Source organism: Labrenzia sp. 011 (assembly GCF_003075075.1).
In the GTDB taxonomy this organism is placed as follows: Bacteria; Pseudomonadota; Alphaproteobacteria; order Rhizobiales; family Stappiaceae; genus Roseibium.
Map to the genome: position 1 here is coordinate 85902 of NZ_QCYM01000003.1, position 14699 is coordinate 100600.

Consider the following 14699-nt stretch of genomic DNA (forward strand, 5'->3'; position numbering starts at 1 on the left):
GGTGATTGCAGGTTCCGGGAGGGGTATTTAAAAACAAAGGCATAGCGCAATAATGCAGCGATTGCAGAAGTTTACACGAGCCGTCTTGTTAGCTGCGGCCGTATTTTCAATCGGGGCGGCTCTGCCTCAGACCTTCGGTCTTCCGTCCCTTGTGGCGGAGGCGCAGGCGGCAGTTGCCAGAAGCATTCAGGTGCGCGGCAACACGCGGGTCGAGGATGAAACCGTCGTCAGCTACCTGACCATCGTTCCGGGGCGCTCGTACAGCGCCTTCGATGTCGATGAGTCCCTGAAGGCGCTCTATGCAACGGGTTTGTTCGCCACGGTTGATATCACCCCGAGTGGCAGCACCGTTATCGTCACGGTTACGGAAAATCCGATCATCAATCGCGTTTCCTTCGAGGGAAACAAGAAGATCAAGGATGGTGCGCTGGAAACGGCCGTGCGGTCCCAGCCGCGCTCGATGCTGTCGCGCGCCAAGGTTCAGGCCGACGTTCAGAATATTCTGGAAGCCTATCGCCGCTCCGGCCGCTACGGCGCGTCCGTGGAGCCGCAGATCATCGACCGCGGACAGAATCGCGTCGACCTGGTTTTCGAAATCAACGAAGGTGCAAAGACCGGTGTCGAGCGCATCAGCTTCATCGGCAACACGTCCTTCAGTGATGGGCGTCTGCGGGACGTCATCCGTACCCGCGAGAGCGGCCTTCTGAGCTGGCTGCGCAGCACCGATACCTATGATCCGGACCGGCTTGCCGCTGACGAGGAGCTGTTGCGCCAGTATTACAACAAGAAGGGTTATGCCGATTTCCGTATCGTCTCCGTGAGTGCGGATCTCGATCGCGAGCAGAACATCTTCTATGTGACCTTCACAGTGGATGAGGGCGAAAAATACGAAGTCGGCGATGTCGAAATCGTGTCAACAATTCCGGATGTTGATCCGGAGGAGCTGCGGCGCCTGATTCGTACCCGCAGCGGCCAGACCTTCAATTCCCTTCGTGTCGAACAGACCGTCGAGGACATCACGCTGCGTGTATCCGAAGAGGGCTATGCCTTCGCCCGGGTTCGTCCGCGTGGAGCCCGCGACTACGAGAACAACAAGATTTCCCTGATCTACTATATCGAGGAAGGCCCGCGGGCCTATGTCGAGCGGATCAACATCATCGGTAACGACCGCACCCGTGAATATGTCATTCGGCGCGAATTCGATATCGCCGAAGGAGATGCGTTCAATCGCGCTCTGGTCGACAAGGCCGAGCGCCGCCTGCGCAATCTCGGCTTCTTCGAGCGTGTTTCGATCACGACCCAGCAGGGCAGTGCGGCCGACCGGGTGATTGTCAATGTGCGGGTCGAGGAAAAGCCGACAGGTGAAATTTCCTTCGGGGTCGGCTATTCGACGGTCGACGGCGTGATCGGCGATATTTCGCTCACCGAAAAGAACTTCCTCGGCCGCGGCCAGTTCGTGAAGCTCGCCGTTGGCGGCGGTACGGACACGCAGTCCTACGAATTCCGGTTCATCGAGCCGTTCTTCATGGGGCGCCGGGTCGCGCTCGACCTGGATGTCTACCGGAAGATCGACGATGCCAACGATTACCGCTCCTTCGATCAGGAACGGACCGGCGGCGGCTTCGGATTCACGCTTCCGCTCCGGGAAGAAGAGCTGACGGTTCGGCTTTACTACAATATCTTCCAGGAGAAGAACTCCGATCCGGACAACGATTCGACGGGCATCAACAACTGCGACACGGACGAACTGTCCCTTGCTGTGTGTGACTCCCTAGGTACCTATCTGACCTCGCTGGTCGGATATGAATTCCGCTACAATACGCTGGACCGCAATATGGATCCGACGGACGGCTTCTATGCCTCCTTCGGCCAGCAGTTCGCAGGCCTGGGTGGCGACAGCTTCTTCATCAAGACCGAAGCCGAGGCGCGGGCCTACAAGGAAATCCTCGCAGACTACGGTCTCGTCGGCAGCCTGTCCGTCCGTGGCGGTAACATCATGGCTCTTGGTGACGAGCGTCTGCGGGTGTCCGAACAGTTCATGCTCGGCGGTAACCTGGTTCGCGGTTTCGAAAACCAGGGCATCGGCCCGCGTGATGCGGAGACCGAGGACGCGATCGGTGGCCGCTTCTATGTGGCGGCGACAGCCGAGACCCGGTTCCCGTTCCCGGTCCTGCCGAAAGAGTTCGGCCTGAGCGGAGCGGTATTTGCCGATGCCGGTTCCCTTTGGGACGCGGACAGCGGCCTGGTCAGCCTGGTCGATGACAATGGCGGGCGGGTCGACTCCGACGATTTTGCGCTGCGCGCCTCGATCGGTGCCGGTATCCGCTGGAATTCGCCTTTTGGACCGCTGCGGGCTGACTTCGCCTATCCTATCCTCAAGGAAGACTCTGATAAGACCCAGGTGTTCCGTTTGAGTGGCGGTACGCGCTTCTAAACAGCGGTCAAGTGGGTTAGAAATCGGCCGCCGATCTGATCGGCGGCCGTTTTTATTGGCTGGCAACAAGGATACGATCATGTCCGAGCCAAATTTTTTCAAGACACCGGCTCCCGCATCCCTGCGGGAGATCGCCGACTGGGCGGAAGCTGAAATCCATCGCGGTGACGAGTCCCTGCAAATCGCAGGTGTGGCGCCGCTGGAAGAGGCCGGATCCGGGTCACTGGTTTTCTTCGACAACACGGCCTATCTGGACCAGCTCCGCACCACGACAGCGGCGGCTTGTCTTGTCGCGAAGAAGCACAGGGACAAGGTGCCGGAGGGGGTCGCGGTTCTCGTATGCGCGGATCCCTATCGCTCCTGGGCCAAGGTTCTGGCGCAGCTCTTTCCCGATGCCATGGTGCCCAGGGAACCCGGACCTGCGGTTGTCTCCGAAAGGGCGGTTATCGATCCGGAAGCGACACTAGAAGATGGTGTTACCGTGGAACCGGGCGTTGTGGTCGGCGCCGGGGTTGAAATCGGTGCCGGTACGGTCATCCGGGCGAATACGGTGGTCGGCCGGGGCGTGAAGATCGGCCGCGACTGCGTGATCGGGCCGAATTGCACGGTACAGCACACAGTGCTTGGCAATCGCGTCTTCCTGCATCCGGGCGTGTGTTGCGGTCAGGACGGATTCGGCTACGCGATGGGAGCGCAGGGACATATGAAGGTCCCGCAGATCGGCCGTGTGATCATTCAGGATGATGTTGAAGTCGGCGCCAACACCACCATCGACCGGGGTGCGAACCGAGATACGATCATCGGCGAAGGCACGAAGATCGATAATCAGGTGCAGATCGGCCACAATGTCGTTGTCGGTCGCCATTGTGTCCTCGTTTCGCAGGTCGGCCTGTCCGGCAGCTGCACGCTGGAGGACTTCGTGGCGATCGGCGGTCAGACCGGTGTGCGCGGACATGTGACCATCGGGATGGGCGCCCAGGTTGCTGCGGTAAGTGTTGTCAGCGACGACCTGGCAGCCGGGGGGCGCTACGGGGGCACGCCCGCCAAGCCGGTGAAGCAATGGTTCCGGGAAGTGGCGGCACTGAGAAAACTTGCAGAGCGCGGCGGCGGATCGTAAACGGATAAACAAATTAAGGACTTTGCGGCGCTGATCGGCAAAGGGGCATTTTATGGAAGACGCAGAAAACAAGACACTTGCCAGCGCAGATATCATGGAGATCATGAAACTTCTGCCGCATCGCTACCCGTTTTTGCTGATCGACAAGATCATCGAGATGGATGGCGATAACAGTTGCATCGGCATCAAGAACGTCACCATCAACGAGCCTCAGTTCACCGGTCATTTTCCCGGCAGGCCCGTTTTTCCGGGCGTTCTTCTGATCGAGGCGATGGCACAGACCGCCGGGGCGCTTTGCGTGCATGCAAGGGGGAGCGATGCTCCGCCGCAGCTTGTGTATTTCATGACCATCGACAGGGCCAAGTTCCGCAAACCGGTCGAACCGGGTGATCAGGTCCATTTTCATGTCAAGAAGATCAAGCAACGCTCCAATATCTGGAAATTCGACGCTGTGGCGATGGTCGCCGGAGCAAAGGTCGCAGAAGCAGAAGTCAGCGCCATGCTGGTAGACGCGTGAGGAAACATGACTGACATTCATCCGACGGCCATTGTCGAAGACGGGGCCGTGATCGGTGACGAAGTGCGCATCGGGCCATATTCGATTATCGGACCGAACGTCCAGCTTGCCGATGGGGTGACACTGGAGGCGCATGTCGTCGTCGCCGGGCATACGACCATAGGTGCGGGGACGCATATCTTTCCCTTCGCCAGTATCGGCCATAAGCCGCAGGACCTGAAATACGCGGGCGAGGTGACCTATCTGAACATCGGCGCGAACAATCAGATCCGCGAGCATGTGACCATGAGTCCCGGCACCGTCGGCGGTGGCGGTGTGACCAGGGTCGGCGACAACTGTCTTTTCATGATGGGGGCCCATGTCGGCCATGACTGCCGGGTCGGTGATCATGCCATTCTGGCCAACAACGCAACCCTGGCCGGTCATGTGGAGCTGGACGATTTTGTCATTCTGGGCGGACTGAGCGCCGTGCGGCAATGGTCCCGGATCGGTACCGGCGCGATTGTCGGCGGCATGACCGGTGTCGAGTTCGATGTCATTCCCTATGGTTCGGCGATTGGCGACAGGGCGCGGCTCGCGGGCCTCAATCTTGTCGGGCTGAAACGGAAGGGCGTGCCGAGAGAGCAGATCCATGCGCTCAGGGCAGCCTACCGTGCCCTTTTTGAAAGTGACGAGGGAACGCTGCGTTCCCGTGCGGAAGCCCTGGCTGCCGAAAAGTCCGATCAGCCGCTGGTGAAGACGGTGACGGACTTCATCCTGGAAAAGGACGACCGGCGGTTCTGTACCCCGCGCAGCGAAAGCTGAGCCGATGCCTGCCGGGGATCAGGCCGAGACACGACGTATTGCCCTGATTGCCGGCAACGGCAGCCTGCCGGCGCAGATCGCCGACGCACTGGCGGCTGCGGGGCGTGAATTCCGGATGGTCGCCATCAGGGGAGAAGCCGATGCCCCAACCCGCGGGCGGGCCGACGCGGAATTGGGCTGGGGTGAAATCGGCCGTCTCTACAGTTTCCTGAAGACAACCGGCTGCCGGGATATACTTTTGATCGGTGGCGTGACCAGGCGTCCCGACTTCACATCCATTCTCGGTGATTTCGGCACGCTCAAGCGCCTGCCGACCATCATCCGGGCGCTGACGGGCGGCGATGACAGCCTGCTGACCAAGGTTATCCGGCTGTTTGAAGACGAGGGGTATCGCGTTGTGGGGATCAAGGATGTCGCACCGCAGTTGCTGGCCTCCAGCGGTGTTCTGGGCCGAGTCCAACCCTCGCAGGACGACTGGCGGGATGTGGAGCTGGCTCTGAGAGCCACAGAGAAACTTGGCGAACTCGATATTGGTCAGGCCGCGATCGCCGTCGGCGGGCGCGTGATCGCGCTGGAAGGTGCCGAGGGCACGGATGCCATGCTTCAGCGCTGCGCCGAGCTCAAGCGGATCGGCCGGGTGCGGGCAAAGGGACGTTGTGGTGTTCTGGTCAAGACGGCCAAGCCCAACCAGGACCTGAGAGTGGATCTTCCCACGATCGGTCCCGTAACCATCGATCTGGCGCAGGCGGCAGGCCTTGCGGGGATTGCGGTTGAAGCCCAGGGGGCGCTCGTTGCCGAACGGGACGAAGCTCTCCGAAAAGCCGATGCGGCCGGTCTGTTCCTGGTCGGACTGGACCTTTCCCCGGACGCGGGAACCTCCGACCGATGACCCGGGACATGCCGACCGTCTGTCTTGTCGCCGGGGAGGAATCGGGCGACCTGCTCGGTTCGGAACTCATCAGGGCCCTGAACGAGAGGCTGGGGCAGGGCGCGCGCTATTGCGGCGTCGGCGGGGAACGGATGGCCGGACTCGGTCTTACCAGTTTCTTCGACATGTCCGATGTTTCGGTAATGGGGCTGACGGCCGTGCTGGCCCGGCTGCCACGCATCATTCGGCGGGTGTATCAGACCGTCGACGCGGTCATCGCCGCGAATCCCGATGTACTGGTGATCATCGACAGTCCCGACTTTACCCATAGTGTCGCCAGGCGGGTTCGCAAAAGGGCGCCGCATATCCCGATCGTCGGATATGTGTCTCCGTCCGTCTGGGCCTGGAGGCCGGGCAGGGCGCGCAAGATGAGCGTCTATGTCGACGAATTGCTGGCGCTTCTGCCCTTCGAGCCGGAGGTGCACAAGCGTCTGGGCGGACCACGCACCCATTATGTCGGTCATCCGCTGAGTGAAAACGTAGCAGACCTTCGCCCGCAAGACGGCGAGCGGGCCTCCATCGACGCGGCCGGCAAGGTGTTGCTGGTGCTTCCCGGCAGCCGGGGAAGCGAGATCGACCGGCTCCTGGGTGTCTTCGGTGAGACTGTCGCGCGAGTCGCCCGGGATCAGACGGATCTGGAAATCGTCCTGCCGGCGGTTGCCCATCTTGAAGGCAGGATCCGGGCGGGAGTTTCAAACTGGCCGTTGAAACCCCGGATCGTTTGCGGTCAGGATGCCAAGAAAGCGGCCTTCCGTCGCGCTCATGCGGCGCTTGCTGCCTCGGGTACCGTTTCGTTGGAACTGGCTCTCTCGGGCGTTCCCATGGTCGTTGCCTACAAGGTCGACTGGTTCTTCCGCAGGATCAAGGATCTCAACCGGATCTTCAAGTTCTCCAGCGTGGATTCCTTCGTCCTGCCGAACATAATTCTCGAGGCAAAGACGATCCCCGAGTTCCTCGACGACGAGGTGCAACCGGAAGTTCTGGCGGAGCATCTGAAGGCTTTGCTCCGCGACAGTCCGCAACGGCGCCGGCAGGTGGTCGAACTGGCGCGGCTGGAGCAGGTGATGCGCCTGCCGGACGGCCATAGCCAGCGCGCGGCCGCGGCGGACGTTGTTCTGGCCGCCATGGCCGCTTCTGGCTCGCGCGAAACCAAAGCCCACTGACTGCGATTCGGTCGCCTTCAGATCAGCCCGGTCACAGGATAAAGCGCTCCCTGTTGCCACGGGCAGCGTTCTTTCCGGCCACCGTCCCCCGATGGCTTGGCCTGAAACGAAAAAAGCTCCCGGGGATCCGGGAGCTTTTTCGACGCCTGCTGATTTAGCGGCGTTGTTCGATCGGGGTGTAATCGCGCTTTACAGCACCGGTATAGAGCTGGCGCGGCCGGCCGATACGCTGGGACGGATCCTCGACCATTTCCTTCCACTGTGCGATCCAGCCGACGGTACGGGCGAGAGCGAAGAGGACGGTAAACATCGTCGTCGGGAAGCCGAGTGCACGCAAGGTGATGCCCGAATAGAAGTCGATGTTCGGATAGAGCTTTTTCTCGACGAAATATTCGTCGTTGAGAGCGATCTTTTCCAGCTCCATGGCGACGTCCAGAAGCGGGTCGTCCTTGATGCCGAGTTCGCCGAGCACTTCATGAGTGGTTTTCTGCATGATGCGCGCGCGCGGATCGTAGTTCTTGTAGACGCGGTGACCGAATCCCATCAGGCGGAACGGGTCGTTCTTGTCCTTTGCGCGGGCAACATATTCGGGAATGCGGTCCACGGATCCGATTTCCGACAGCATGTTGAGCGCCGCTTCGTTGGCGCCGCCATGAGCGGGGCCCCACAGGCAGGCAATGCCGGCGGCGATGCAGGCGAAGGGGTTGGCGCCGGAAGAGCCCGCGAGGCGGACTGTCGATGTGGATGCGTTCTGTTCGTGATCTGCATGCAGGATGAAGATACGGTCCATGGCGCGGGCCAGAACCGGGTTCACCTTGTAGTCCTCACAGGGAACGGCAAAGCACATGTGCAGGAAATTGGCCGCATAACCGAGATCGTTGCGCGGATACACGAAGGGCTGGCCGATATGGTACTTGTAGGCCATGGCGGCGATCGTCGGCATCTTGGCGATCATGCGCAGGGAGGCGACCATGCGCTGATGAGGATCGGTGATGTCGGTCGAGTCATGATAGAAGGCAGCCAGAGCGCCGACCGTACCGACCATTACGGCCATCGGGTGTGCGTCGCGGCGGAAACCGGAGAAGAACCGGTTCATCTGCTCATGGATCATCGTGTGATAGGTCACGCGCTGGACGAAATCGTCCTTCTGCACCTTCGTCGGCAGTTCGCCATAGAGCAGCAGATAGCAGGACTCGAGGAAGTCGCCATGGTCTGCGAGTTGATCGATCGGATAACCGCGGTACAGAAGCGTTCCTTCGTCACCGTCGATGTAGGTGATCTTGGATTCGCATGACGCGGTTGAGGTAAACCCCGGGTCGTAGGTGAACATTCCGGTGTCCTTGTACAAGGACGAAATGTTCACAACCGACGGTCCGATGGAGCCGTCAAGAACGTCGAATTCGTGGTCTTTACCACCGACGTTGAGCTTGGCGTTGTTGTCGGCCATTCAGAAAACCCCTTCACGTTAACCTGGGTACCGTCCTGATGACTGACCTTTCCTTGGAAGGGTCCCGATATCGGTTGCCGGACGGCAGATGAGACATTTTCGCGTATTGGGTAGCCCATTTACCGCACTGCCGCAAGCTGGCCCTTATAAAGCTTTCGTCAAAGACGGATCGGGTGAGCGCGCACGACCACCCGATTTAATTGAGGCGAAGCCGGCGTGCAGGCAAGCTGCCGTTGGACTCAGGCGGCCTGATCCCGGATCCGGGCCAGGGATTCCTCTCGACCGAGCGCAATCAGGACATCGTAGATGCCGGGCGATGTGCCGCGCCCGGTGAGGGCGGCCCGCAGCGGCTGGGCCACTTTGCCGAGCTTCAGGTCCTTCGTTTCGGCATAGGCCTTCACGGACGTTTCCAGCGGTTCAGCGGCCCATTCGGCGGCGGAAGACAGCACTTCGTGAAGCTCGCCCAGGATCGCTCTTGCCTCGTCGGTCAGGATCTTGTCGGCTTTCTCGTCCGTGTCGAGCGGGCGCTGCCGCCAGAGATAGGACGCGCTTTCGGTCAGTTCGACCAGCGTCTTGGCGCGTTCCTTCAGGCCGGGCAGGGCAGCCAGGGCGGTCCGGGCGTTTTCTTCTGCCGACAGCCAGTCCAGGACCGTCTTGCCGCCTTCGACATGCGACAGATAGACCTTCCAGTGCTCCAGCAGTTCCGCGTCGCCGGTGGCGCGCATGTAATGGCCGTTAAGGTTCTCGAGTTTCTTGAAGTCGAACCGGGCGGCGGATTGACCGACCGCGTCCAGTCCGAACCATTTGATCATGTCGTCTAGAGACATGATTTCCTCGTCGCCGTGGCTCCAGCCGAGCCGCGCGAGGTAGTTGCGCATGGCCTGCGGCAGATAGCCCATCGCCCGGTAGGCTTCCGCACCGGTGGCGCCATGGCGCTTGGAAAGCTTGGCGCCGTCCGGACCGTGAATGAGCGGAATATGTGCCATCGCCGGGACATCCCAGCCGAGGGCCTTGAAGATAAGGATCTGCCGTGCGGCATTTGTCAGGTGATCGACGCCGCGAATGATGTGGGTGACGGCCATGTCGTGATCGTCGACGACCACCGCATGCATGTAGGTGGGCGTGCCGTCGGAGCGCATCAGAATGAAATCGTCCAGATCCTTGTTCGGGATCACGACGCGGCCCTGAACGAGGTCGTCGACCACCGTTTCGCCGTCCTGCGGCGCCTTGATGCGAACGACCGGAGCAATGCCTTCCGGCGCCTCGGAAGCATCCCGGTCCCGCCAGGTGCCGTCATACCGTGGCGGCCTGCCTTCTGCGCGGGCCTTCTCGCGCATGGCATTGATCTCCTCGGGAGAGCAGTAGCAGCGATACGCGGTGCCATTGGCGAGCATCTGTTCGACGACGTCCTTGTGGCGCTCAAGCCGGGAAGCCTGCGAAATCGGCTCGCCGTCCCAGTCGAGTCCTAGCCAGGACAGGCCGTCGAGGATTGCATCCACGGCTTCCTGGGTCGAGCGGGCGCGATCCGTGTCTTCAATGCGCAGCAGCATTTTGCCACCATGGTGCCTGGCGAACAGCCAGTTGAAGAGCGCGGTGCGGGCGCCGCCAATGTGAAGGAAGCCCGTTGGGGAGGGAGCGAAGCGCGTGACGATTTCTTGAGGCATGGCGATTATTTGAAAGTCTCTGTAAAAATAGCAGCGCGGACCGCGCCGATTGTGGTGGCGCGGTCTTAGCACAGGCTTCGGCGAGGCTAAATAGGGGCCCGTCAAATAGGTTGGAAATACCGTTTCTTGCGGCGACGAGGTGAAAGGATCGTTGGCAAAGGAGCAAGTGACGCTTCCCGAAGATGACGACCGCATTGCCGCGGCAACGCTTCGTGATGCCCGGCTCGTTTCATCCGGCCGATCGGAAGGGGAAGACGCTGACAACAAGGCCAGGCCTCCCCGCCGGTCCGTATGGGTTTTCCTGTCCGCATTGTCCGGCCCGGCTGCCGAGGCGGACGGGCGCATCAGGGAAAGCCAGGGACTGTTGTGGTGGAGCTTTGCCTTTGCGGCTGGCATTGCCGTCTACAACCTGCTGCCGCAAGAGCCTCACTGGCCGGTCATGGGCGGTCTTTCCGCGCTGGTCCTGGCGCTGGCCGTGTGGGCCGTGCGACACGGAACCCTAGGGCGATCCGCAGGCCTGACGCTGGCACTGGCCTGCGGGCTGACTGTCGCGGCGGCCCGCACCGCAATCGTGGATGCGCCACGCCTTGGCGAACCGATGACCGTGACATTGACCGGACATGTTCTTGAAAGCGGGAGCGGGGTGAGGGGGACCCGTGTCCTGCTTGAGGTGGAGACGGTAGACGGGCTTCCGCTGAGTGCGGTGAGCTTTCCGGGCAAGGTCAGGCTGCGGGTTCCGGCGGGCAGTCACAGCCGGGTGGGAGATGGTGTCCGCGTCCGGGCGCGTCTGTTTCCGCCGGCCGGGCCGGTGAGTCCGGGCGGCTATGACTTTTCCTATCGCGCCTTCTTTTCAGGAATCGGGGCAACGGGCTTCAGCTACGGTCCGGCCACACCCTTCGAAACCGGTGAACCTTCCCTGTCGCTGCGCATGGCGGCGCAGGTTCAGCGCTTGCGGGACGGACTGACTGACGGCATCAGGTCCGCATTGCCGGACACGCCGGAAAGAGCATTGATCATAGCTCTTCTGGTGGGAGACCGAAGCGGCATCAGTCAGGAGCAGGAAGACCAGTTGCGGGCGGCGGGACTGGCTCACATTCTCGCGATATCCGGACTTCACATGGCCCTGTTCGCCGGTGGTGCCTACGGCTCTATCCTGATGTTCCTGGCCCTGTTTCCCTCCCTGGCGCTGCGCTGGCCGACTCACAAATGGGCTGCCCTGGTCGCGCTGGGGGCCGCCGCGGCCTATCTGTTCATTTCCGGTGCGGCGGTCGCGACGCAGAGATCCTTTCTGATGATCGCCCTGGTCTTTCTGGGGATTTTTACCGGCCGCCGCGGCCTGACCCTGAGAAGCGTGGCGCTTGCGGGCCTGTTCCTGTTGTTCCTGGCACCCGAGCGGTTGTTCTTTCCGGGATTCCAGATGTCATTTGCCGCAGTGATCTGCCTTGTCGCCGTTTACGACCAGTGGCGTGCGCGTTCTGCTGGCTGGCAGTCGGGAAGCGGGCGGGAAGAGGCCCGGTCGGCAGGGCGGGGTCTTCAGCTTCTGCGGTTCGTGGGGAAATGGGCTGCGGGTCTGGTCGTGACCGCGTTTGTCGCCGGACTGGCCACGGGCATTATCGGCGCGCATCATTTCGGCCGCATCGCTCCTTACGGTCTGCTCGGCAACCTGTTGGGCATGCCGGTCTTTTCCCTGCTGGTCATGCCGATGGGGGTGCTGGCGCTGGTGGTGATGCCCCTGGGGCTTGCGGCGCTGCCCCTGCATGTCATGGCGTTCGGACTGTCCGTTCTGCAGAAGACAGCCGCATTCACGGCGGAACTGGGGGCGGATGCGGGAGCTGTCGGAACCCTGAACGGGATGTCTGCGCTGCTGTTGCTGTCGTCTCTCTTCATTGCCCTTTTGATTTCCGGTCGCTGGCGTCTGTCCGCGATCGTTCCCTTTGCGACGGCCCTGGCTCTCATAGACCTGTCGCGGCCGCCGGACATTCAGATCGCAGCCTCCGGACAAGTGGTCGCCGGCCGGGACGAGGCAGGAATTCTCAGGATTTCTTCAAGGCGAAAAACCTTTCAGGCTGAACTCTGGCTGCAGCGTGAGGGTGTTCCTGAAGGTAAGATTGAATCGCGCGCGATGAAATCGCCTCAAAGGCAGTGTGACCGGTCCGGATGCGTTGTTCTGGCGCATTCTGCACAAGGCGAAAGGGCGGCGGGAAACAGCGCAGCCCATCCGGTGGCCATGGCCATTCCGAAGACCCCGCAGGCTCTTTCAACGGATTGCCGATATGCAGATATTATCGTGAGCGACCTGATCGCGCCCGCGCATTGCGGTGCGCAAATGGTTTTCGACCGGGACGTGCGACACCGGCGGGGCGCCATCTCGGTATGGCTGTCTGACCCTGATCCATCCGGTGGCGACCCGCCAGACGTATCCGGCTCCGGAAAGCCTGAAATCGGCAGGGTCGATTATGCCATTCCCGATCCGCCCCGGCCCTGGCACAAGCCGGGGAGCGTTACCCGGGCAAGCTTGCGGCGCATGGCGAAGCGCGGCCCGCGCTGAGGAGCGTCGGCGTGACGTTCAATACTGGCGGAACAAGGCGACCAGGCGTCCCTGAACGCGCACCCGGCCCGGGCCGAAAATACGGGTTTCATAGGCCGGGTTCGCAGCTTCAAGCGCAATCGAGGCGCCTTTCTTGCGCAGCCGTTTCAGCGTCGCTTCCTCATCGTCGACAAGGGCAACGACAATGTCGCCGCTGTCGGCGGAGTCCATGCGGCGAATCAGGACCGTGTCACCGTCCAGAATACCGGCCTCGATCATGGAATCGCCGCGCACTTCCAGCGCGTAATGCTCCCCCTTGCCGAGAAGCTCCTGCGGCACATGAATGGAATGGCTGTGGGTCTGGATGGCTTCTATGGGAACGCCGGCGGCAATGCGCCCCATGACCGGAATTTCCGTACTTGCGCTCGCTGTCTGGGCAACCGGCATCGTGGCTTCGGGCTTGCCGAGAGAGCCTTCGATGACTTCCGGAGAGAAGCTGCCGCGCGGCCGGGGCGTACCGAGGCCGGGCGCAATCGAATCGGGCAGGCGGACGACTTCCATCGCACGGGCCCGGTTGGGCAGCCTGCGGATGAAACCACGCTCCTCGAGAGCGGTGATCAATCGATGAATTCCGGACTTGGAGCGCAGGTCAAGCGCGTCTTTCATTTCATCGAAAGACGGCGGAACACCGGTTTCCTTCAGTCTTTCGTGAATGAACATGAGCAGTTCATACTGCTTTCGCGTCAACATAATGCTTCCCCTGATCGCGAGAACGAATTAGTACAAATCAGGAACACGTTACCCGTTCCCATTGTGTTCTGCAAGGGTAAATGTTCTCTTACTGTTCTGGTACGATGCGCGCGGGAAACGCGGTCCGTCGCGGCCAGAGAGAGCGCTGGCCGGGTGTCTCCGAGAGGCTCAGGAACGGATGGCGGCGAAGGGGCCGGCGTCAGGTCATGCGCGTGATGGCAACCAAGCCGGCTCTTAACGGCCGGGGCGTCGATTCCTTGATGAAGGCGAATGTACATGGAAACGCGAAACACTGCCCGAAAGAGCGCGCCGAGTGCGCCTCTCTGGCCGGTCACGTGCTCTCGAGCATCTCCGCCGGGTGGGCCTTCCGCGTTCACCGGTGTCCTGCCTGCTGCGAAGATATTTGGCCGGGCAGGCCTGATTGACCGTCAATGTGCCGCAACGCCATCCATTCCGCTGGCGAGACAAATCTGCAAGGATGTGCTCCGCAACGGTTTTCGGAATTGACAGGGATGCATGAATGACGGGGACACAGGTTACCGACTGGGATGATGCCTACGCCAACGGGGCTCATATTGCGGGAGCCGCGGATTATCCGCAGCGTTGGGCTCAGGATGCCCAGGCCTTCAGAAAAACCTGGATCGAGAAGGATCTGGGTATCGTCTATGGAGAGACGGACCGGCAGCGCATGGATATCTTCCGTCCGGAAGGCCGGGCGAAAGGTCTCGTTGTTTTTGTTCATGGGGGGTACTGGCTGAAGTTCGACAAGTCGTTCTGGTCGCATTTCGCCAAAGGCAGCCTGGCGCGCGGGTGGGCCGTGTGTCTGCCCGGCTATGATCTGGCCCCCGATGTTCGCATTGCCGACATTACCCGGCAGATTGGTTTCGCGGTCGGCAAGGCCGGCGAGCGGGTCGGCGGGCCTATCCGGCTGACGGGGCATTCGGCCGGAGGGCATCTGGTCACGCGCATGGTGTGCGAGGACACGCCCCTTTCCCGGGAGGTTCTCGAACGGATCGAGAAAGTCGTCTCCATCAGCGGACTGCACGACCTGCGTCCGTTGCGAAATACCAGCATGAACGACGCGTTCCGCATGAGCGAAGAGGACGCGATCGCGGAGAGCCCCGCCCTCAAGACGCCCGTTGGGACCTGTCCGGTCGTGGCCTGGGTCGGCGGGGACGAACGACCGGAATTCATTCGCCAGTCCCGCCTGCTGTCCGAGGCCTGGGCCAATGCGGACTTTCATCTGGAGCCGGGACGGCACCATTTCGACGTCATCGACGGACTGCAGATTCCCGACAGCAACCTGACCTCAACCCTTCTGGCCTGACAGGCCACCCTTCAGGAGAAC

11 protein-coding genes are annotated in these 14699 nt (G+C 61.5%); 8 read left to right on the forward strand and 3 right to left on the reverse strand.

Annotation, left to right across the window (positions count from 1 at the left end; all coding sequences use genetic code 11):
* Window positions 1–52 precede the first annotated feature (52 nt).
* The 6 genes from bamA to lpxB all read left to right on the forward strand — a co-directional run bounded on the left by bamA (window position 53) and on the right by lpxB (window position 6963).
* The gene (gene bamA, locus DCO57_RS05235) at window positions 53–2434 is read left to right on the forward strand and encodes an outer membrane protein assembly factor BamA (protein WP_116697818.1); all 2382 of its coding nucleotides are present in this window, start codon (window positions 53–55) and stop codon (window positions 2432–2434) included.
* 79 nt (window positions 2435–2513) lie between these two features.
* A complete protein-coding gene (gene lpxD, locus DCO57_RS05240; RefSeq protein ID WP_116697986.1) occupies window positions 2514–3551 on the forward strand; it encodes a UDP-3-O-(3-hydroxymyristoyl)glucosamine N-acyltransferase in 1038 nt (345 codons plus the stop codon).
* A 52-nt stretch (window positions 3552–3603) separates the two neighbouring features.
* Window positions 3604–4068, forward strand: a complete 465-nt coding sequence (gene fabZ / locus DCO57_RS05245; RefSeq protein WP_116697819.1) for a 3-hydroxyacyl-ACP dehydratase FabZ — start codon at window positions 3604–3606, stop codon at window positions 4066–4068.
* A gap of 6 nt (window positions 4069–4074) precedes the next feature.
* A complete protein-coding gene (gene lpxA / locus DCO57_RS05250; RefSeq protein WP_116697820.1) occupies window positions 4075–4872 on the forward strand; it encodes an acyl-ACP--UDP-N-acetylglucosamine O-acyltransferase in 798 nt (265 codons plus the stop codon).
* A gap of 4 nt (window positions 4873–4876) precedes the next feature.
* Entirely contained in the window at window positions 4877–5761 is an 885-nt protein-coding gene (gene lpxI / locus DCO57_RS05255) for a UDP-2,3-diacylglucosamine diphosphatase LpxI (protein ID WP_116697821.1), read from the forward strand.
* Window positions 5758–6963, forward strand: a complete 1206-nt coding sequence (lpxB, locus tag DCO57_RS05260) for a lipid-A-disaccharide synthase (RefSeq protein WP_116697822.1) — start codon at window positions 5758–5760, stop codon at window positions 6961–6963. The genes lpxI and lpxB overlap by 4 nt, the downstream gene beginning before the upstream one ends.
* A 154-nt stretch (window positions 6964–7117) precedes the next feature.
* Here lpxB and gltA read toward each other — a convergent pair whose 3' ends face one another.
* Together gltA and gltX are read right to left on the reverse strand one after the other, a co-directional pair.
* Entirely contained in the window at window positions 7118–8410 is a 1293-nt protein-coding gene (gene gltA / locus DCO57_RS05265; RefSeq protein WP_116697823.1) for a citrate synthase, read from the reverse strand.
* 239 nt (window positions 8411–8649) lie between these two features.
* Window positions 8650–10074 (reverse strand): glutamate--tRNA ligase, encoded by a 1425-nt coding sequence (gene gltX / locus DCO57_RS05270; protein WP_116697824.1) that lies wholly within the window; start codon window positions 10072–10074, stop codon window positions 8650–8652.
* A 151-nt stretch (window positions 10075–10225) separates the two neighbouring features.
* Here gltX and DCO57_RS05275 point away from each other — a divergent pair, with 151 nt between their 5' ends.
* On the forward strand, window positions 10226–12622 hold the full coding sequence (locus DCO57_RS05275; RefSeq protein WP_165814649.1) for a ComEC/Rec2 family competence protein: 2397 nt from the start codon (window positions 10226–10228) through the stop codon (window positions 12620–12622).
* Between the two features lie 18 nt (window positions 12623–12640).
* On the opposite strand, the gene lexA is transcribed toward DCO57_RS05275, so the two are convergent.
* Entirely contained in the window at window positions 12641–13351 is a 711-nt protein-coding gene (lexA, locus tag DCO57_RS05280; protein ID WP_116697826.1) for a transcriptional repressor LexA, read from the reverse strand.
* Between the two features lie 520 nt (window positions 13352–13871).
* On the opposite strand from lexA, the gene DCO57_RS05285 reads away from it, so the two are divergent.
* Entirely contained in the window at window positions 13872–14678 is an 807-nt protein-coding gene (locus tag DCO57_RS05285; protein WP_116697827.1) for an alpha/beta hydrolase, read from the forward strand.
* Window positions 14679–14699 lie beyond the last annotated feature (21 nt).